Here is a 20597-nt window from a genome sequence, read left to right as displayed (position 1 = left end):
TTTACTTAAATGTATTTATCTTATTCTGTTCAATTTTCAAAGACCATTTTCTTTCACAACTTTCGTTGTAACTTATTGTTTTTTTTGTCACCCTCAAGCGACTCACTTAGTTTATCACTTGGTTTGAATCTTGTCAACAACTTTTTTCAAATCTTTCAAAACTTTTTCAAAAAAGGTTTTTATTTGATTTCTTTCAGTTGTTTACGTCTCTTAGCGACGTGTTTTATCTTAACATATAAAATGATTGCAATTATCAGAGATTTGCTGAAATATGTAATTTATTCTTATATTCCTTTAAAATACTCTCTTTTTCTTAAATATTATATTATTGATACACTAGGATTAGTTATCTTTATGATTTTAATGCATAACTTAGAAACAATATATTATACACAGTAGAAAGAGCTAGATTAAAACCTAATTCAATCCAACTCTACTAATAAAGTCCGCTATATTTATGTCACTTATTTAATTGATTCTGCAACTTTTATAGCTTCATCTTTTCCAATATTTTTACCACCTAAATAATAAATAGTACCATCAGCTTCCCAATCAATATTCTTATTATCTGATAATATTGCATCTACACCATTAATATTAATCTTCTCAATATTACCTGCATCACCTACTGTCTTAGTTTCTTCACATGCAAACCTTTCTTGCAAATATATTTCTTTCCCCGTTGCTTTATTTTCAAAGTTTATACTTGCATATTTGCTATCTTTTACATTTCCAGATTCATCTTTAGTGAATTCTGCATTCTTAAATGTATATCCATCTGGCAGATAAGTAGGTAACTTAACCTTAAAACAAGTATATTCATTTAATTTACTACTATCTGTAACATATAAAATATTTTCTAATTTTCTATCTTTTGATTTTATATTAACTACTGTTCCGTCATTCATAGTAAGCTCTGTGACTTGCTTTCCGTCTTTATCATATATTTCATCTCTTTTAGTATCTTTTGTAAATCTTTCAATTGCTTTTCCATTCTTATCGAATATTTTACCTTTCATAGGATCAGGTACTGGTACTTCTTCTGGATCATTATTTTCCTCTTGTATCATTGTAACATGCCCCAATGATATACTTTTGATAATTTTATCCACTGCCTCTTGTGCAAAAGTAGTTTGCGATAGCAATGTTGATACTACTAAAAACGATGCAGCTATAATACCTGTTTTCTTTATTTTATTCATTTTATTAACTCCCTTATTATCAATATTTTTCGAAGTTTTATTAAATACATAACTCTTATTACTTCTTTTACTAAAATCCAAATCTTTTAATTGGCCAGCTAAATCTTGAAATTCGTCCTCTATGCCTTCTACAATATTACTTTTATTATTTCTCATTCTTTAGCCTCCTTTTCCATTTCATTTTTTAATTTCTTCATAATACGGTGGAGCTTTCCCCCTACATTGCTTTCACTAATATTTAAGATTTTAGCAATCTCTACATTTTTTAAATCTGCTCCAAATTTATAAGCAATGATATTTCTCTCATTATGATCTAGAATATTTAATGCATTTAGTAATTTATTATTTTGTTCTTTATTAATAATTATTTCTTCTGGGCCTTTATCTTTTGATACCAAATCTAAAATACTATCTATTGATATAATCTTGTGCTTTTTTTGTTTTCTGAAATGATCATTTATTGTATTTCTTGCAATTGTAAAAACCCAAACTTCAAATTTGGCTTTTTCATTTTTATATGTGTTAATTTTAGTCATAATCTTTTCAAATATATTGCTGGTCAAATCTTCTGCCATTTCCTGTGAATTAACTCTATAATAGGTATAGTTATATAGTCTTTTATAATAAAGCTCAAAAATATCAGCAAATTCATCTTCTTTAGTTGTGTCCTTATAACTTTTTTCTGCTTTATGTGAAAAGTCTACTGCAGTAACTGGTTCCACCTTATTAATCTCCTCCTTTTGAAAGCTTATTTACTTAGCTAAGTTACTCACATATGTTAATACGTTAATTTTCATTTTTCATTACAACCTTTTTTATAATTCTCATTTTTAGTTCATTTATGTTAATATTATACACTTTTATTTTTCAATAAACTTTCTGCTTACTGTCTATTAATTCTAAATATATATAATGATTACATAATAAATCCCTCACTTTTTCTATATAGTAAAAAATAAGCTATTTTAAAAAAGAATTAAATTCCTCTTTAAAACAGCTTATTTTTTTCGTAACTAAATATATATTTAATTTAAAATTCTCTATTTAGTGCTATGGCAGCTTATTTCCTGCTGCTAAATAAATTTCATACCACTCTTGTCTGGTCAATTCTACATCCGATGCTTTGCATATTTCTTTAAGTCGATTAGAATTCATAGTTCCTACAATTGTTTGAATTTTTGCCGGATGTCTTAGTATCCACGCAGTTGCTATTGCAGTATTAGTCACACCTTTTTTCTTAGCAATTTCATTAATTTTATCATTTAGTACAGGAAATTTATCATTATCCAAAAATGCACCTTCAAAAAATCCATATTGATACGGAGACCAAGCTTGAATAGTTATATCTTTAAGGCGACAATATTCTAGCACTCCCCCATCCCTATCTATTGAAGCATCATTTTTCATGTTCATATTTAATCCTGAATCTATCATTCCTGTGTGCATTATACCAAATTGCAATTGATTTATGATTATTTTGTTATTTAAATATTTATTCAATAATTCAATTTGCATTGGAGTATGATTACTCACTCCAAATTTTTTAACTTTCCCCTCACTATGTAATTTAGAAAAAGCTTCTGCAACTTCTTCAGGCTCTATAAGTGTATCTGGACGATGCAAGAGTAATGTATCCACATAATCTGTTTTTAATCTTTTTAAACTTTTTTCTACGGAATCTAAAATATGTTCTTTTGAAAAATCATACATCACTCCTGGAACTATAGAACACTTTGTTTGAATTATCATTTTTTCTCTTACTGTTGAATTCATATTAATTGCATCAGCAAAGACCTCTTCTGATTTTCCACCACCATATATGTCTGCATGATCGAAAAAGTTAATTCCTTCTTCTAATGATACTTTAATTATCTTTTCAGCTTCACTCTTTTCAATTCTAGCCATTCTCATGCAACCAAGTCCAATTTCTGAAGCATGAAGTCCACTTTTACCAATCTCCATGTTTTTCATTTTTCTCATCCTCTCCTTATATATAAATATTTATATACTCTTCATTAACAAAATTATTTACAACAACCCAAGATTGAATTGAATATTTATATAAATTTATTTACCTTAAAAAGTATAAAAGTTAATAACATAATCCGCTATCTTTTTTTCAGCTTCATATAAATTATTATAAACACATAAAATTTTATCTAATACGCTTTTTTCTATTTCTTTCATCCTTATTAATACGCATTACTTTATTCAAAAGAATATTTTAATCCCCATTGTTTTCTTACTTCATCCATTATCTTCATTACATCAATAGATAGATCTAATGTATCATTTGCATTTATCTTCATTATACAATTATTCATATCTTCAACTTCATAAACTAATGCTTTAGAAGTATCGCCTTCTTCTATAACCTCCACTTTTCCATCTGGATAAGTAATTGTTGCACTATCTGCTCTTGGGAAATTTCCAACTGTTAAATAACCATGTTCCCCACATACAATGCCTCTCTTAGGTTGCTTTGCTCTCATTGTTAATGAAATTACTGCCATTTCGTCATCAGAATTTTTAAGTATTATTCCTGATTGCTCATCTACTCCTGTTTCAAATTTTTTAACTGTAGTTAAAATTTCTTCTGGCTGACTAGATAGAAAATATCTTGTGAAGGATAATGCGTATGTTCCTATATCAAGTGAGGCTCCTCCTGCTAAATCAGGACTGAAAAATCTATTTGTAACATCATATTCTTTTAAGCTTCCAAAATTCACTTGAATCATTTTAATCTTTCCAATTTTTCCTTTATCAACAAGCTTACGCAAATTTTTATATAAAGGCATATGATATATAGTCATAGCTTCTGATACTATAAGATTTTTTTCTTTTGCTAATTTAACAATTTCATCTAGTTGAGTACCATTTACAGTAATTGCTTTTTCACAAAGTACATGCTTATTATTTTTTAAACTTTCCATAATATATTCATAATGATTAGAATGAGGAGTTGATATATAAACCACATCTATATTTTCATCTTTTAACATTTCATTATAGTTTCCATAAACCTTTTCTACAGTATAATTACTTGAAAAAGCCTCTGCCTTTTCCAAAGTTCTAGCTCCTACTGCATAAACACTTCCATTAACCTCCATGATTGCTTTTGCAAAATCTGCAGCAATTGTTCCTGGTCCTAATATTGCCCAATTTATTTTATCCATAATTCTCACCTCATATATATACAAATTCTTTTTAAATCATTACTCTCCAATGACAACACCTCTTTATATATTTTTACATATTACAATAATTTATTCTTTAATTATTATTTAAGTATATATTATTAGTAATACTCCTAACTTACTTTGCACTTTAACAATATTACGACTCATTTATTTCGTCAATATTATTTAACTCGAAATTTTTTTATGAATTAGTAAATTAGCTACTCATCCAACAAAATACTCTTTACATTATTTTATTTCTACAGCTAAAAGCAAAAGGATACACTAAAGTAACTCATCTTCTTTAGTGTATCCTTTCAATATACATTTATTTCTTCTATATATATTTCACATATTTTTTAAGAATCTTTGACATAGGTATACCTATTATTAAGGCCATAACAATTTGTGTTATGTCTCCAGGAATTGATGCTACTGGCGCTAACCAGTTTCCATATAAAATCACTTCTGTAGCATAATAACCCGCTATCATCCATGCTCCCGATAAAATCACTGCAAAAGTATTAACAATTATATTTTCACCATTTCTATTTCCACTGTATACAATTGCCCCTAAAATATATCCCATAATTCCTCTTATTACAAAAGTAAATGGTGCCCAAAGTGCCCAGCCAGATGATAAATCAAAGATGGCCATTCCAACAGCACCAGCTATAGCACCTTTTTCTTTTCCAAAAATTACTGCTGCAATAACAAGCATTACTGTTCCTAAATGTACTAATCCTCCATTTGCTGCTATTGGTAATCTAATATTAATAAACGAAGTTGCTATAAATACTAATGCTGTTAGTAATGCGGTTTCAACCATATCCTTAGTTTTAAATTTGCTTTTTCCTTTATTTAATTCCATTAATTTGCCCCACTTTCGTATATTTTCACTTCTTTTAATTTTCTTTTATAAACACTAACATTAAACTTATGCTTACACTTAACTACTCTTGCAAGTATTTATTAAATAACGAAACCAAGTCTTTATCTGATTTATACCCTAAATCCTTTAAGCCCCTATCAATTATATTCAATGCATGAGTTATCTTTTCTCTTCTTGCATTTTCACCCATATGTCCTATTCGCAAAATAGTATCATCATAAGGCTTTAATGAAGTAATAATTAAAGTATTGTATTTCTTTAGCATATGAGCTTTCAGTGTTAATGCTCCAATATTTTCTGGTATTATTACTGATGTTACTGTATTTGAATATCCATCTTCTAAGAATAACTCAAGCCCATACTCAACTACTGCATTTCTTGCTGCCACAGCTATTTTTTCATGTCTATTCAGGACATTTTCAATTCCTTCTTCAAGGATATTATCACAAGCTTTGCTTAATCCCATAATATCGCTTATAGGCATCGTATATGGAAACCACTTATCAACATAATAATTTTCCCAAATAGTTAAATTGCAATAAAATCCAACTACAGGAGTTTTTCTGTTTTTCATTTCAGCTTTTGCTTTTTCACTAACAGATACCATAGTTAACCCTGTTGCTACCGAAAATGCTTTTTGAGATCCACCTAAGGCTATATCGATTTTCCAATCATCAACTCTTATTTCTTCTCCACCCATTGCAGAAACTGAATCAACAACTGTTAAAATTCCATATTCATTTAATAATGGACATATCTTTGATAAATCATTTAATACACCTGTTGGTGTATCGCAGTGAACTATTGTAGCATACTTAAAATCATGATCTTTTTCTAAAAACATTCTTAATTTTTCTACATCTATAGTTTTGCTATAATCGTCTGAAAAATATACCCCTACTCCTCCATAGATCGTAGCAAATTCCTTAAAACCTCTTCCATAAATTCCATTATCTAAAACAAGCACTCGATCTCCTGGTTCAGTAAGAGATGCACATGCTGCTTCTAGTCCTAAAATCCCCTCACCACTTAATATATAAACTGGACTTTTAGTATTAATTATTTTACCTACTTTATCACAAGTGTTTTTATAAAATTCCACAAATTCTAAATCTACATCTGGATTAGTAGTTTCTTTAGCTCTTTCTAATCTTACATTTTCTCTTACACTCGTTGGCCCTGGAGCATAAACAAATTTGCGATTCATGGTGACCTCCCCTTCTTTTGCTATTACTTTAATACCTTTTGAAATAAGCTTTGCAAATACTTAATATGAATAAAATATCATAGAACAGAAAAACAGTAAATTGTACGGATACAATCCATTATTTATATTTAATTCTCTTTTTTTTCGGGATTTTCTGATATTTATTGCAAACTTGTACATTATTGTTGTAAAATATACATAGAATACAAAAGTATTCCAAATTAAGGAGGGTGTTGTTATGGTTCAAGAAATGTTTTGTTATCAATGTGAGCAAACTGCTGGTGGTAAGGGATGTACTAAAATGGGTGTCTGTAGTAAGACTCCTGAAATTGCAGCAATGCAGGACTTATTGATTTATCAATTAAAAGGAATCAGTCTTTATGCAAAAGAACTTTTGGATAGAAATGAAAAATCAGACGATTCAATAGCCGCTTTTGTTGAAGATGGTTTATTTATGACGTTAACTAATGTTAACTTTGATCCTGATGCACATATTAGTATGCTGAAAAAATCTCAAGAAATTAAGGAAGAGCTTCGAAAAAAAGTTGGTGAATCAAACATAGCTTCAGAATATGCACTTTATAATTTAAGTTCTTCTAAAGAAGAAATTCTTGAAGATGCAAAAAAAGCTGGAATAATGTATGATGAAAATTTAAATCCAGATATTCGTTCAGTTAGAGAAACAATAAAGTATGGATTAAAAGGAATTGCGGCTTATTCTCATCAAGCAAGATTTATAAAGTATACTAGTGAAGAAGTAAATAACTTTTATTTTAAAGGACTAGCTAGTCTTACTGATGACACTTTATCTCTTGAAGATTTAATTAAAATATTGATTGAAACTGGTGATATGAGCGTTAAAATCATGGAACTTTTAGATACTGCTAATAACACTGTTTACAATTCACCAACGCCTACAAAAGTTAATGTAAATATTAAAAAGGGACCTTTTATAGTAATTTCAGGACATGATTTAAGAGATTTACAAATGCTCTTAGAACAAACTGAAGGAAAAGGTATAAATATTTATACTCATGGTGAGATGCTTCCTTCGCATGGATATCCAGAGTTAAATAAATATCCGCATTTAGCAGGTAACTTTGGTAGCGCATGGCAAAATCAACAAAAGGAATTCGATAATTTACCTGGATGTATTTTAATGACAACAAACTGTCTCATGAAACCTAAAGATTCTTATACAGACAGAATCTTCTCAACAAGTGTTGTTGGTTATGAAGGAATTAAACATATAGAAAAAGACGAAAATGGTAATAAAGATTTTTCTGAAATAATAAATAAAGCATTAGAATTAGGTGGCTTTAAAGAAGATGAAGAAATAAAAGAAATCTTAGTAGGATTTGGTCATAAAGCAACCTTAAGCCATGCTGAAACAATAATAAATGCTGTTAAGGATGGAAAAGTTAAACACTTCTTCTTAATAGGTGGTTGTGATGGTGCAAAACCTGGCAGAAATTATTATACAGAATTTGCTGAAAAAGTTCCTAATGATTCTATTATCCTAACTTTAGCTTGTGGAAAATACCGCTTTAACAAGATAGATTTCGGTGAAGTTGCTGGTCTTCCAAGATTACTTGATGTTGGACAATGTAACGATGCTTATTCAGCTGTTAGAATTGCTTTAGCCTTAGCAGATGCTTTTAATTGCGGAGTTAATGATTTACCTTTATCAATTATTCTTTCTTGGTATGAACAAAAGGCTGTTGCAGATTTATTAGCATTATTAGCACTAGGTGTTAAAGGAATGTATCTTGGACCAACTTTACCTGCATTCTTAACTCCTAACGTATTACAATTTTTAATTGATAATTTTAATATTAAACCTATAAGTACTCCTGATGAGGATTTAAAGCAAATACTAGGATAAAATAGAATTAATTTTATTAAATAAAATATAGCATTAACCATGGTAAAATAAATCATAGTTAATGCTATTATTTTATATCTAATTATTAAATTTACTTTCTACTTTTCCTTATTGACCAATTGACTTTTTATTAATTCAATTTTTATTATCAATCTCGATTCAACTGCTTTTATTACAAATTTACCATTATATACTTTTAGATATTCACTCATAAATGTATTTATAAAATCTATTTTTTCTTGTTCCCTCTCTGTTATTACAGTGTTTAATTGTTCTTGCTTATATGTCAAATTTACTATATCAAATATAAATTGGATTATTTCCTTATCTGAATTATATTTAATATCTCCATGAATATTTATATTATATTTATCATTTGGATTTACAATAGATTTAAGAACATATTTCATAAAAGAATCAAATATTGCTTTATTAGTTTTAATTTTACACTCCTTTGGAAATTTAAAATTTTTTACTACTTTAAACTGATCGTTATTTTTCATAAGAAACCGTATAAAGTTGTCATATAAATTTTCTACATTTATTTCTTCCACATTTGAATTAATATTTTCACTGTAAATATCACAAAATTCTTTTTCAAAATCATAGTTAATATATTTTTTATCTTCTTGAATATTTTTATCCAATATTTTAAATAACTGCTTAAAGATGATATTACTTGTCATCTTAATAAGGTTACTTTCATTTCTTGTCATCACAATCTTTTCTTCCATTTCTTTAACCATGTCTTGATATGCTGCATTTCTTTTTTGTAATGTCCTTTTTAATTTCTCACTTTGTATTTTTAGATCATAATAATCAAGAGCTTGATTAATAACAGCTTTGAATTCTTCATCCATATTCCATGGCTTAGTTATGAATTTAAATACATCAACTTGATTTATAATCGAAAGTACTTGCTGCAATTGTGTATACCCTGACAATACTATCCTTACTGTGTTTGGAGAAAAAGCTTTTACCTCTTTTAATAAAGTAAGCCCATCCATTTTAGGCATCCTCATATCTGTAACAATTACACTTATTACATTATTTTGAATTATTTCAAGAGCAGCAATACCATTGTTAACAAAATAGCATTCATAATCTTCGTCAATAAGTCCACGCCTAATTGCATTTAAAATATTTTCTTCATCATCTACAAAAAGCACTTTTCCTCTACTCATCCTAATCACCTTCTTAGTTTCTTATTGGAAACTTAAATGTAAATACTGTTTTTTCTCCTGGTATACTTTTTACATCAAATTCTCCATTATACTTTTTTACAATTATGTCATAAGAAATACTTAACCCTATACCTGTTGCAGTTCCTATTTCTTTTGTTGTAAAAAACGGATCAAATATCTTGTTAATAATAGTCTCATCTATCCCCGGCCCATCATCTGAAATACTACAGCAAACCATTTCCTTTTCTTTAAAAGTTTCAATAATTATTTCACCATCAACTCTATTTTGACTTTTAATAGCCTGCAGTGAATTAGTGATAAGACTTAACATAACTTGACCCATTTGACTTCTATTGCATAAAATATTAGGTATAACGCCATACTTTCTTTCAATTTTGGCAATACTCTTTAGGTCATTATTTAATAGAAGTATTGCTTCATCTATAATCATATTTAAATCATTTAAAATCATTTCATCTTCAAAACCAGTTTTAGCAAAGTTTTGAAGGCTTTTTACTATTTTAGATACTCTATTAACCCCGTCTCTAGAATCATTGATTATTTCTTCAAGTTCTTTAATTACAAATCCAATCTTCAATTTATTTTCTAATTCTTTTATATTATCTATTTTTTCATTAAAGTCATTATTTATTTCTAGTTCTTTGATAAATTCTTTATACTTCTCAATCATTTTTTGAAGTCGTACAGTAAAATTCGAAAGCACCTCTAAATTACTTCCAATATACCCTAAAGGATTATTTATTTCATGTGCAACTCCAGCTGCTAGCTCTCCAATTGCTGCTAGTTTTTCCTTTTGTATCATATGAAATTGGGTATCATTTAGAGTTTTATTAAGTTCTTTTAAATCTTTATTTTGTTTCTTTATTCTTTCAAACATGTCTTTAAGCATTAATGCATTATTTCTTGTTTTAGCAGCTGCTTTAAACCTTGCAAAAAATTCAACATCTTTAATTGGTTTGTTGATGAAATCATCTGCACCATATTCAAAGCATTTCTTAAAACTATCACTATCTGTAAGTGATGTAAGCATAAGAATTTGAACATTATCATATTCTGGGTTAGACCTTATTTCTTTTAACACATGTATTCCATCAATTCCTGGCATTACAATATCAAGAAGAACTATATCAAAATTATTTTCCTTCATTAATTTTTTTACTTCTAAAGGATTGTTACAACTAGTAACTTCACATTCAATACTAGTTTCTCTAATAAAGTTATTTGCAACAGTAAGATTAAATCTATCATCATCAACAACCAGTACCCTCATAATCTCACACTCCTAAATTAATTATTATTTATTAATTCCTTTACCCTTTGTAATATCTATGGGTAATGAAATAATAAATGTAGTGCCACTACCTTCACTGCTTTTTACTTCTATTCTTCCAGAATGTTTATTTACTATTATGTCATGGGAAATACTCAACCCTAACCCTGTACCAATTCCAATTGGCTTCGTAGTAAAAAAAGGATTAAATATATTACCAATATTATTTTCTGATATTCCTATTCCATTATCACTTATTTCACATTTTACGTAATTATCATCATAATAAGTATGAATTTTAATGATTCCTTGTATTCCTTTAGCCTTTATTGCATGTGCAGCATTTACCAATATATTTAAAATCACTTGATTTATTTCTCCTTCAAGCGCTTTTATTTTGGGAACCTCTTCTAAATTTTCTTCAATCATTGCATAATATTTAATCTCATTATATGCAATAGTAATTGTCGATCTTATATTACTATTTATATCGTATTCATTAAACTCTGATGAAGATGCTTTTCTTGCAAAACCAAGAAGGCTCTTTACAATAGTCTCTATTCTTTTTATTCCATCTTGAGATTCAATAACTATATCATCAATATCATCAAATATGAACTTTATTTTATTTTTCTTTTTATATTCTTCAATTTCTTTAATTTTCTCTTTATATAGTTCTTCGTTTGAAAGTTTTAACACTTCCTCAAGATTAAAATATAACTTTGAAAGTTCTTTAATTTTATCCTTATATCCACCTAGTGTTGCTATATTACTTTTTACAAAACCCAATGGATTATTTATTTCATGGGCAATCCCTGCTGAAAGTTGTCCAATTCCAGCCATTTTTTCTTGAGTTATAATTTGGCTTTGTAATTTTTCTATCTTCTCCAAATTATCTTGGTATTCCCTAGAACTAATATTAAGACTTCTTTCTAACAAAACTTTATCTTTTTCAAATTCATTATATGCTGAATTTATAGCTTCCAAAAAGGGCTTGAAATTTTCTGGTATTTCTTCTTCTCCAATATACTTTGCCAATTGCCTTTTCAGTAGTTTATGATATTCATCCATAAATATCACTCCTCCCCGATAAGTGTAATAGTCATTGTTTGATTATGAAATGCAGTTACATCGTCTGTTATTGAAGGAGCTATTTCACCAAATGAATAAAATCCTGTAAAAATAACATCTTTTCCAAAAACACTTCTAACGGCTTCAATTTCTTCATCTACCATTTGTTTTAAAACAACTCTTCTGCCAATACAACTTATTAATATTGCAAGTTTGGAACTTTCTTTATCCATAGCTTCCAAAGATTTCTCAGCAGCCTCCATAGATCCACTTATAATATCGTTATTATTTGCTCTCATAAGACGTGCATAATATCCTTCTGGAATTTCACCTGCAAATCTAAGACTCCTATTTTCCTTATCAATATCCGCAACTGTTCTGACATATCTATATTTATTATCTGGAGACCTTACCTCTAATGGAAAAAATAATCCACTGCCAGGAAGGTCTTTTGCATATTCTCCTAAATATTCGTTATATAAATCTAATATTGAGTGCCTGTCTAATTCATAAACAATATTACCTTTTGATTTTGTAACAAGTCTCTCTATCCCAAAAGTATCCCAACCACCAATACAACCATATCCTATTTTAATTTTATCTCCATAAAAAGCTATAGCAGCAATCAAATTTCGCTCAGCATAATCATTAGCAATTACAAAAGTGTCTTTGAATATCTGCTTGCTTCCTGCTAATCCTCCAGTTTTTTTCACGTGCTTTGGAAGCGCTTCAGCTAATCCTTCTACAAATTTACTTCCATTTATATTTTCTCCTTCAGTTATCAAAAAAACATGCTTTAAATTTTCTCTAGGAATCATCATCCCAATTTCAGCACCTTTTTTATAACTATCCTCAATATTTTCTATTTTAGTAGAAAATAGTTTCAATTCAGTTTTTTCAAAGTTTATAGCTGTAATTGTTAACGTATCATCATCAACCTGATTTTCATATATTTCTCCAGCTGTTGTACATCCAACTATATAGGATTTTGAGTAAGTATTTTTAATAATATCAAATATTTTTTTGTTACAAATAAACTCTTTAGTACCAAAAGCTAAAACAAGATCAGCTTTCACCTTGCTCAGTTTAGTTATATCTTTCACTTCACTATAATTATTAAAAATAAACTGTTCTGCAATCATAAACCTCCCTACCTCTCATAGTATTAGGCTAATAATGCCCTTTTAATTAAAACCACTTAATTCTAAAGTGTTTTTAAGTTTCATCTCAAATTCTTCTTGATCTATTTTTAATTCTTCAAAAACTTTTTCTTCAAATTCAAAATAAAATTTTATCCCAAGTATATCCCATGCATATTTCTCAGCAATATGTGTTGCTAATACAATTTGCTTGTTGATTATATTGTCATTAAAAGGATCATGATGATAAAGCGCTGCTTCAACAATTGGTAATGGAATATCCCACCATTGCAATAAATATCCTCCTACTTCTTGATGATTTGCACCAAAAGCCTTATTCTCAAGTTCTATTATTTTTCCATCCTTCTTTTCTATTTCTTCTAATATCTCCATGTATTTATCTTTGAAAGAATGTATCATAAAAATAATCCCAACATTGCTCAACAATCCTGCATTCATTTCTGTTTCAGGAATCTTTTTATTTAAAAATTCAGAATATATTATACTTATAATTCTATTGGATATAAAAGCATGCTCCCATAATTGCTCTAATCTTTTATTTTCTTTATTACTAAAATTCAATCCATCTATAAATGCAGATGTTATTACTATATTTTTTATATTATCTAACCCAAGATAAGCAACCGCTCTTTTAATTGATCCAGTTTTTACAGAATAATATGATGAGTTTACTATATGGAGAAGTTTTATAACAATAGAATTATCAGACTCTATTGCTTCAACAATTTTATATATTTCCTGATCATTTTCTATTACATTAATTATTTTTTGATAAGACGTCTTAATAGTTGGTAGTTCCTCTGCATTGTTTAAAAGTTTATGAACTCTTTCATTATTTCTTAATGCATTTTCTATTTTAAATACTTTTTCAATAGTATTAATAAGAACAGTATTTTCCCATGGCTTTAAAATATATAATTTAGCTATATTTTTTTGCAAAGCATCAAATACAATTCTTTCATCTGAAAATCCACTTAAAATTATACGAACTATATTAGGAAATCTTTTTTTAACTTGACTAAGTAATTCATATCCAGTCATCTTAGGCATTTTCATATCACTAACGATTACATCGACTTGCTCAGCTTCAAGAATATCCAATGCATCTGCACCACTTTCTGCTGTAAGAACCTCATATTCTGTATCCATAAAAAGTCTTGTAATAGATCTTAATATCTGTGTTTCGTCATCGACAAAAAGGATTCTTTTTAACATACTATTCATCTCCTTATCTATGGTAATTGATCGTTATTGGCTTACTTCCTTATAATGACTATTTCTACATTTATTTATATATTCCTTTGTAAAATCCCTAAAAATTGCAGATAATTTTTTATTTTTTTAAAAAAGAAACTTACAGCTCTCACTTATAAAGAATCTGCAAGTTTCCATAATCCCTTAATAATTAGTTCTTTCTAAAATACTCTTATCATGTCAAAGGTTTTTAGTAGTGACAAATTACATAAGTACCTATATTAATGTTTTCATACACTGTTTTTGCCAAATAATATGGTGCATTTACACATCCATGCGATCCATCAGTTAAATAAATCTGTCCTCCAAATTCTGTTCTCCAATTTGCATCATGAAGCCCTATATTTTTGTTAAAAGGCATCCAAAAACTTACTGGAGATGCATAATCCTCACCTTTTAGTACAGTATCCTTTTGCTTTCCATACAATTTATATACACCTTCTGGTGTAGCTGCTCCATTTGCAACATTCCCTGTAACAACATCTCCTTCTATAATAAGATACCCGTCTTTGTAGTACCATAAATGTTGTTTTGTCATATCAATTTCTACAAAAGTATTTCCAACACTATCGAAATAGCTACTTGCAGCTGTTTGAATATAAATAGGATTTTTTGTTATTGATTGGCCGCTTTTAATATTTTCAATTAAAGCTTTAGCTTCTTCACTGCTATTGATCATCCAACTATGATTATTTCCGTAATATCCACCGCTAACTAATATACTACTTCCTAATGCTGAAGTATAGCTGTTAGCTAAATTATCAACAAAACTTCTCACCTTAGCTTCATCAATAATAACTTGAAGTTTTTCATCCACTCTAAGCCATTCTTTAATTTGATTTCCGTCCAAAACCTTTGTTAATCCTGCATAATTATATACAACTGTTGAAGAGACATATTTATTAAGCATGTTTTTTGCATTAACAACTTCTACTGAATCTGAAGTATATTTAGGTTTTTCATAGCAATTATTTTTTAATAAATCAATTTTTTCATCTTTATTTTTAATTGCAGTTATTATATTTTCATATAAAATGTTTCTATCAATACTATTACCATATACTTCTCTATATATTTTATAGCTGCCATTTTCATATGCAAATGTAGGACTCTGAGATTTAAATATACTATTTCCACTTATACAAGATAGCTTATTTATAGCAGAATTCAATAATGTCTCATCATAATAAACACCGTCTGAGGTATACTTTAAGCCTATTTGCATACCTCTTATCTCTTCTTTAACCCCACCCACTTCATATAATGTTAATGTATACTTATCTGCACCTTCTTTATCTATAGTTTCTGCCGAAACCCTAATCATGTGAGTAGATAAAACTAGATATAAACTAATCAATATAACAAAAATGCCTTTTATAATTCTAACCGAATTAATTCTTGCCCCCCTCATAAAAAACCACCCATTTCAACTTTTATTATTGTGACACGTATTTTAATAAATATTTTCTAAACAAATACCTCCCTCCTGAAACTATATAATATAAAATACTTTATATACGGGAAAATATATGTGCCTCAATTATTATACAATATTTTCCATACAATTATCAATTATTATAACCTTTAGAAAAACATAATATTTATTACATATAAAACAAAAAAATCGTACATCAATTATGCACGATTTTTTATTTTATCGGCAAATCACCTTATTCGCTTCTTATTTTTATCAAATAGCAAATTTACCTTATTGAACTAACTTAAATTCAATTACTATATTTTTAATAATTTATCAATAGTCTCTACAAGCTGACTTACTTCTGGTTTACTTAATTGTGCATCGGCCTTAACAGATTCTCCCTTATGTCTCAATTCTTGAGTAATTAATGACGAGAATATTACTACAGGTAACTTTCTTAAAATTTCATGTTCTTTTATTTTTCTTGTAAGTGTTAGACCATCTAATTGCGGCATTTCTATGTCTGTAATAAGTAGTTCTGCATATCTTTTAAAATTCTCTCCATGTTTCTCAGCTAACCCTGCTAAAAAATCTAAGGCTTGTTGTCCATCATCAAATATTTTCAAATTTGTGAAACCAGCTTTTATAAGAGTTTCTTTTAACAACTTTCTTATTAATGCAGAATCATCAGCTAAAACTAATTTTATCTCTGATCTATCCTTATAATCTACTTCAAAAAGTTGATCTTTACTTATTCCAACGCTTGGACAAATATCTGTAATTATTTTTTCGAAATCAAGCATTATTAATACTTTTCCATTTAAAAGAATATTACCTACTGCTAATGAATTTTCTGATAAATCATCTGGCTTTCTTATTTCACTCCATTTAATACGATGAACACCAACTATATCATCAATATTAAAAGAAACTTTAATTTTATTAAACTCACAAACAATAACTTTCTCTCCAAGATCCTTAGTTGTTTTTTTACTTAGTATATACTTCAAATCAATTAATGTAAGAATTTCATCTCTACATAGGATAAGACCTGCTATTTCTGGCTTAGGATCGGGTAATCTTGTTAACCCATCGTGAGGCATTGCTATTACTTCTTTAACCTTTACAACATTAATTACATAATGATTGCCATTGGCAATAAATTCAATTACTTCTAACTCACCAGTACCTGATTCTAATAATATATTATTCTTCATAAATATCGACCCCTTACTTAAACTTTATATTTTAATCTATAGCTTATCTATCTAGAAAAATGTAGCCCATTTATAATATAAATTTTAGTTATCATTACTTATTTGCAATTTATATTCTATTTTACTTCTCATACTACTATTTTTATATTACTTGCAAATATATTTTACTACTAAAACCTTTACTTATATTATCGATAATACACATTATTACTTTATTATATATATTATACCATCTATCTGCTTTTAATTAAAACTATTAATATTTAATTCTTCTTTAAATTTAAAAAAATCCTCCAAATTATTATTGGAGAATTTTGACGTTCAACACTTATTTAAACTGAAATTTTTAATTTTTCACTCTTTAGTTTGAAGATAATTTTCCTAATACTGTCATCTGATAAACTATATTTAACTGATAATTCATTAATTTTTATTCCACTTTCATAAAACCTATATATCTCCAAATTTCTATTTCTAATTGCTACTCGAGTTCCATTATTTTCACCCCAAGCTTTTCTCTCTTCTGTCCTAGGAATATATATGGTTTCTCCTTGAATATATTTTTGTAATTCTTTTAGAAGTTCATTTGGTAATATGTCCTTCCCGTTTTTGTAACACAATGTTAAATTCCTCCCTTTTACTTTCATCATTAACTAATAATCTTTCAGAATTTTCCACTGAATACACCCCCTTAACATATTTTTTATATTAAATTTAATCTTAATTGTCATATTAATTATAAAAAAAATCCCACAGATGTATAACCACCTGTGGAATTCATAAAAAAGGCAATAAAAAAAACACGATAACCTCGTGCATTCTGCCAAACATAAATTCATTTTATTTCTCAGATGACGGTTATTAAACTTCTCGAAAGCATCACAAATAAAAAGTAACCATATTTTACTTGATTCTTTTATATTAATAAAAAATACAACATAAAATCTTACACTGCTTTCGACTATATTAAATTATTGAACAAGTACCTCTAAAACACTTCTTAAATTAATCATTCTTAAAATCCTCCTTCATCTGAATTTAGATAACTTAATTAAATTATCTATCAAAATTTATTTTACTATAAATTTCATTATATGTCAATATAATCCCAATTATTTTGTGATTATAATTTTTTTACTAAATTATAAATAACTATTAACAACCTTTTTATTATTTTTTTCATTCCCACGCTTAAAATTTCCAGTAGCTTTTGCCATTACTAATTGTGCATCTATTTCACTTGCATTTTTTACTCTACTTAAAAATTTTTCGCTTTCTTTACCTTTTAATATACTAACCTGCTTTCCATTCCAGAATATAAATACCTTTTTATCTTTTGAGACTTTATATGAAAAAATTCCATCTTCAAGTCTATGATTTTTATCTATATTATCCATACTAATGTTAAGCCTTTCAATAAAAAATAATTTTCTTTTAAATATAACAGAAGGAGGTCAATCCCTCCTTCCTTTATTCGGGTCTACAAGCCTTCTTTAGGCTAATAGACACCCCCTAAAAATGATCAACATTACCATCTCCTTTCCCTTGGATTTACCGGCAAGTTAATTATCTCATATTATTTACCATTTTCTCAATGGAAAGAATTTTTATAATAAAAGTTTCCAAATAAAATAAAAATCTAAGCATAAGACAACCGCCATTATGCTTAGATTTTTTATACTTAAATCATTACTGTTAATAAATCTTCTCTGTAATTAATATTTTTCTTATCTGTTTCTATTACATCTAAATAATTATCTGAATTAGTAACTATTACAGGAGTTATTACTGAATATCCTTCTCCTTTTATAGCTTCAATATCAAATTCTAGTAACACATCTCCAGCTTTAACAGTATCACCTTGTTTTGCTTTAGGAGTAAAGTGTTTTCCTTCTAATTGAACAGTATCCATACCTACGTGAATTAATATTTCAGCTCCATTATCACTTGTAATTCCCAATGCATGAGCTGTTGGGAAGAATGTTGTTAATACTCCATCTACTGGAGCAATTACTTTACCTTCTATTGGTTCTATTGCTATCCCCTTTCCTAGTGCACCTGATGAAAACGCATCATCTTTTACTTCTGATAAAAGTTTTACTGCACCTTTTAATGGACTTGCTAATACTTCTTGTTTTACTAATGGATTTTCTTTAGATTTTTCAGTTGTTTCTACATCATCTTCTAATTTAGTAAACATCATTAATATAAATCCTATTGCAAAAGACGCTACCATTGATATAGCTATTCCATAGAATCCCATATCAAAACCGTTTGGTCCTATGTAACTTGGAAGAGCAAATATCCCCATTCCACCTATCATATATCCTTTTGATCCACAGAACCCTATTATAGCACCACCTATAGATGCACCTATACAACTTAAAATAAATGGTTTCTTTTTTGGTAATGTAACACCATATATTGCTGGTTCTGTAACACCAAAAATGCCTGAAATAAATGCTGGAATTGCTATAGATCTTAATTTAGTATTTTTAGTTTTTAATAATATAGCTCCAACTACACCTGTTTGTGCAAATGATGCTCCTATTGAAAGTGCTAATACAGGATCATATCCTAATGTAGCTAAGTTGTTGAACGCTATTGGTACTAAGCCCCAATGCAATCCAAATATAACAAACACTTGCCAGAATGCACCAATGAATAATCCTGCAATAACTGGACTAAAGTTATATATAGCTAATGTTATAGCTCCAAGTACTTTACCTGCCCATGTTGAAATAGGCCCAATAGCTAAAAATGTTAATGGAACAATTACTAATAACGTACAAAATGGTACTAAGAATGTTTTTACAACATCAGGAATAATCTTTTTAAAGAATCTTTCGATTTTTGAAGCAACAAATATTGCTATTACTATTGGAATAACAGTTGATGAATAATTCATTAATATAACTGGAATCCCTAAAAATGTAGTACTTACTGAAGATTCAAACATAGTACCTGTTAAAACCATAAACAGAGGCTTACCACCAGCTAATCCAACAATAGTAGGATATACCATAGCAGCACCTATTGCCATACCTGTAAACTCATTTAATTTAAACTTTTTAGCTCCTGTATATCCTAAGAATATTGGGAAGAAATAAAATAAACTATCGCCTATTGCATTTAGTATTTGATAAGTTCCATCAGTATTAGTTAGTATGTGTGCTGCTATAAGTAAAGCATTCATACCTTTTATCATACCTGTTGCAGCTAGAACTCCCAAAGTAGGTGCAAAAACTCCTGATATAATATCGATGAACTTATTAAAAGCATTCATATTTTCACTTGAATCATCTTCTGTAGCTGATGCAAAACCACCTACAGCTGTTACATCTGCAAATACATCTGGTACATGATTACCAATAACTACTTGATATTGCCCACCGCTTTGTACAACAGTAACAACTCCATCCATATTTTTCAATACATCTGTATTTGCTTTCTTTTCATCTTTTAGTTTAAAACGCAAACGTGTAACACAATGAGTTAAACTATTAACATTTTCTTTTCCGCCGACATTTTTTATAATGTCTTTTGCCAATTGTTCATATTTCATATATATCTCTCCTCATATATTATTTTTATATTTTATATTTATAAAAAAAGCGAGGCCAAACACTTTGATA

At 28.3% G+C, this 20597-nt stretch carries 17 protein-coding genes; 1 reads left to right on the top strand and 16 read right to left on the bottom strand.

Going from position 1 to position 20597, the window contains the following annotated elements; all coding sequences use genetic code 11:
* Positions 1-464: 464 nt before the first annotated feature.
* The 6 genes from GXK56_RS07360 to GXK56_RS07335 all read right to left on the bottom strand — a co-directional run bounded on the left by GXK56_RS07360 (position 465) and on the right by GXK56_RS07335 (position 6480).
* Entirely contained in the window at positions 465-1358 is an 894-nt protein-coding gene (locus GXK56_RS07360; RefSeq protein ID WP_160686707.1) for a DUF4367 domain-containing protein, read from the bottom strand.
* Positions 1355-1924 carry a sigma-70 family RNA polymerase sigma factor gene (locus GXK56_RS07355; RefSeq protein ID WP_160686705.1) on the bottom strand — a complete coding sequence of 190 codons (570 nt, stop codon included), beginning with the start codon at positions 1922-1924 and terminating at the stop codon, positions 1355-1357. Before GXK56_RS07355 ends, GXK56_RS07360 begins: the two co-directional genes overlap by 4 nt.
* 328 nt (positions 1925-2252) lie before the next feature.
* Positions 2253-3173, bottom strand: coding sequence for an aldo/keto reductase (locus GXK56_RS07350; protein WP_160686703.1), 921 nt, complete (start codon positions 3171-3173; stop codon positions 2253-2255).
* 236 nt (positions 3174-3409) lie between these two features.
* Positions 3410-4378, bottom strand: coding sequence for a Gfo/Idh/MocA family oxidoreductase (locus GXK56_RS07345; protein WP_160686701.1), 969 nt, complete (start codon positions 4376-4378; stop codon positions 3410-3412).
* A gap of 340 nt (positions 4379-4718) precedes the next feature.
* Positions 4719-5252, bottom strand: a complete 534-nt coding sequence (locus GXK56_RS07340) for an ECF transporter S component (protein WP_160686699.1) — start codon at positions 5250-5252, stop codon at positions 4719-4721.
* 82 nt (positions 5253-5334) lie between these two features.
* Positions 5335-6480 (bottom strand): alanine--glyoxylate aminotransferase family protein, encoded by a 1146-nt coding sequence (locus GXK56_RS07335; protein WP_160686697.1) that lies wholly within the window; start codon positions 6478-6480, stop codon positions 5335-5337.
* A gap of 238 nt (positions 6481-6718) precedes the next feature.
* On the opposite strand from GXK56_RS07335, the gene hcp reads away from it, so the two are divergent.
* Complete coding sequence (gene hcp, locus GXK56_RS07330) at positions 6719-8365, top strand: hydroxylamine reductase (protein ID WP_160686695.1); 1647 nt, start codon at positions 6719-6721, stop codon at positions 8363-8365.
* Between the two features lie 98 nt (positions 8366-8463).
* On the opposite strand, the gene GXK56_RS07325 is transcribed toward hcp, so the two are convergent.
* The 10 genes from GXK56_RS07325 to GXK56_RS07280 form a co-directional block, all read right to left on the bottom strand.
* The gene (locus tag GXK56_RS07325; protein WP_160686693.1) at positions 8464-9549 is read right to left on the bottom strand and encodes a response regulator; all 1086 of its coding nucleotides are present in this window, start codon (positions 9547-9549) and stop codon (positions 8464-8466) included.
* A gap of 13 nt (positions 9550-9562) precedes the next feature.
* The gene (locus GXK56_RS07320; protein ID WP_160686691.1) at positions 9563-10840 is read right to left on the bottom strand and encodes a response regulator; all 1278 of its coding nucleotides are present in this window, start codon (positions 10838-10840) and stop codon (positions 9563-9565) included.
* A 24-nt stretch (positions 10841-10864) separates the two neighbouring features.
* The gene (locus tag GXK56_RS07315) at positions 10865-11911 is read right to left on the bottom strand and encodes an ATP-binding protein (RefSeq protein WP_160686689.1); all 1047 of its coding nucleotides are present in this window, start codon (positions 11909-11911) and stop codon (positions 10865-10867) included.
* Positions 11912-11916: 5 nt separating this feature from the next.
* Positions 11917-13053: an FIST N-terminal domain-containing protein gene (locus tag GXK56_RS07310; RefSeq protein WP_160686687.1), complete on the bottom strand. Its 1137-nt coding sequence runs from the start codon at positions 13051-13053 to the stop codon at positions 11917-11919.
* A gap of 42 nt (positions 13054-13095) precedes the next feature.
* Complete coding sequence (locus tag GXK56_RS07305; protein WP_160686685.1) at positions 13096-14286, bottom strand: HDOD domain-containing protein; 1191 nt, start codon at positions 14284-14286, stop codon at positions 13096-13098.
* Between the two features lie 229 nt (positions 14287-14515).
* Positions 14516-15736 carry a L,D-transpeptidase family protein gene (locus tag GXK56_RS07300; RefSeq protein ID WP_160686683.1) on the bottom strand — a complete coding sequence of 407 codons (1221 nt, stop codon included), beginning with the start codon at positions 15734-15736 and terminating at the stop codon, positions 14516-14518.
* Between the two features lie 323 nt (positions 15737-16059).
* Positions 16060-16962, bottom strand: a complete 903-nt coding sequence (locus tag GXK56_RS07295) for a chemotaxis protein (protein ID WP_160686681.1) — start codon at positions 16960-16962, stop codon at positions 16060-16062.
* 332 nt (positions 16963-17294) lie between these two features.
* Positions 17295-17582 (bottom strand): CD3324 family protein, encoded by a 288-nt coding sequence (locus GXK56_RS07290; protein ID WP_160686679.1) that lies wholly within the window; start codon positions 17580-17582, stop codon positions 17295-17297.
* A 522-nt stretch (positions 17583-18104) separates the two neighbouring features.
* The gene (locus tag GXK56_RS07285) at positions 18105-18359 is read right to left on the bottom strand and encodes a hypothetical protein (protein ID WP_160686677.1); all 255 of its coding nucleotides are present in this window, start codon (positions 18357-18359) and stop codon (positions 18105-18107) included.
* Positions 18360-18643: 284 nt separating this feature from the next.
* Positions 18644-20527, bottom strand: coding sequence for a beta-glucoside-specific PTS transporter subunit IIABC (locus GXK56_RS07280; RefSeq protein WP_160686675.1), 1884 nt, complete (start codon positions 20525-20527; stop codon positions 18644-18646).
* Between the last annotated feature and the right edge of the window lie 70 nt (positions 20528-20597).

This window comes from Clostridium sp. C2-6-12 (genome assembly GCF_009928485.1).
Classification (GTDB): domain Bacteria; phylum Bacillota; class Clostridia; order Clostridiales; family Clostridiaceae; genus Clostridium.
The sequence above is the reverse complement of the archived record's forward strand: the minus strand, read 5'-3'. Positions and strand labels throughout refer to the sequence as shown.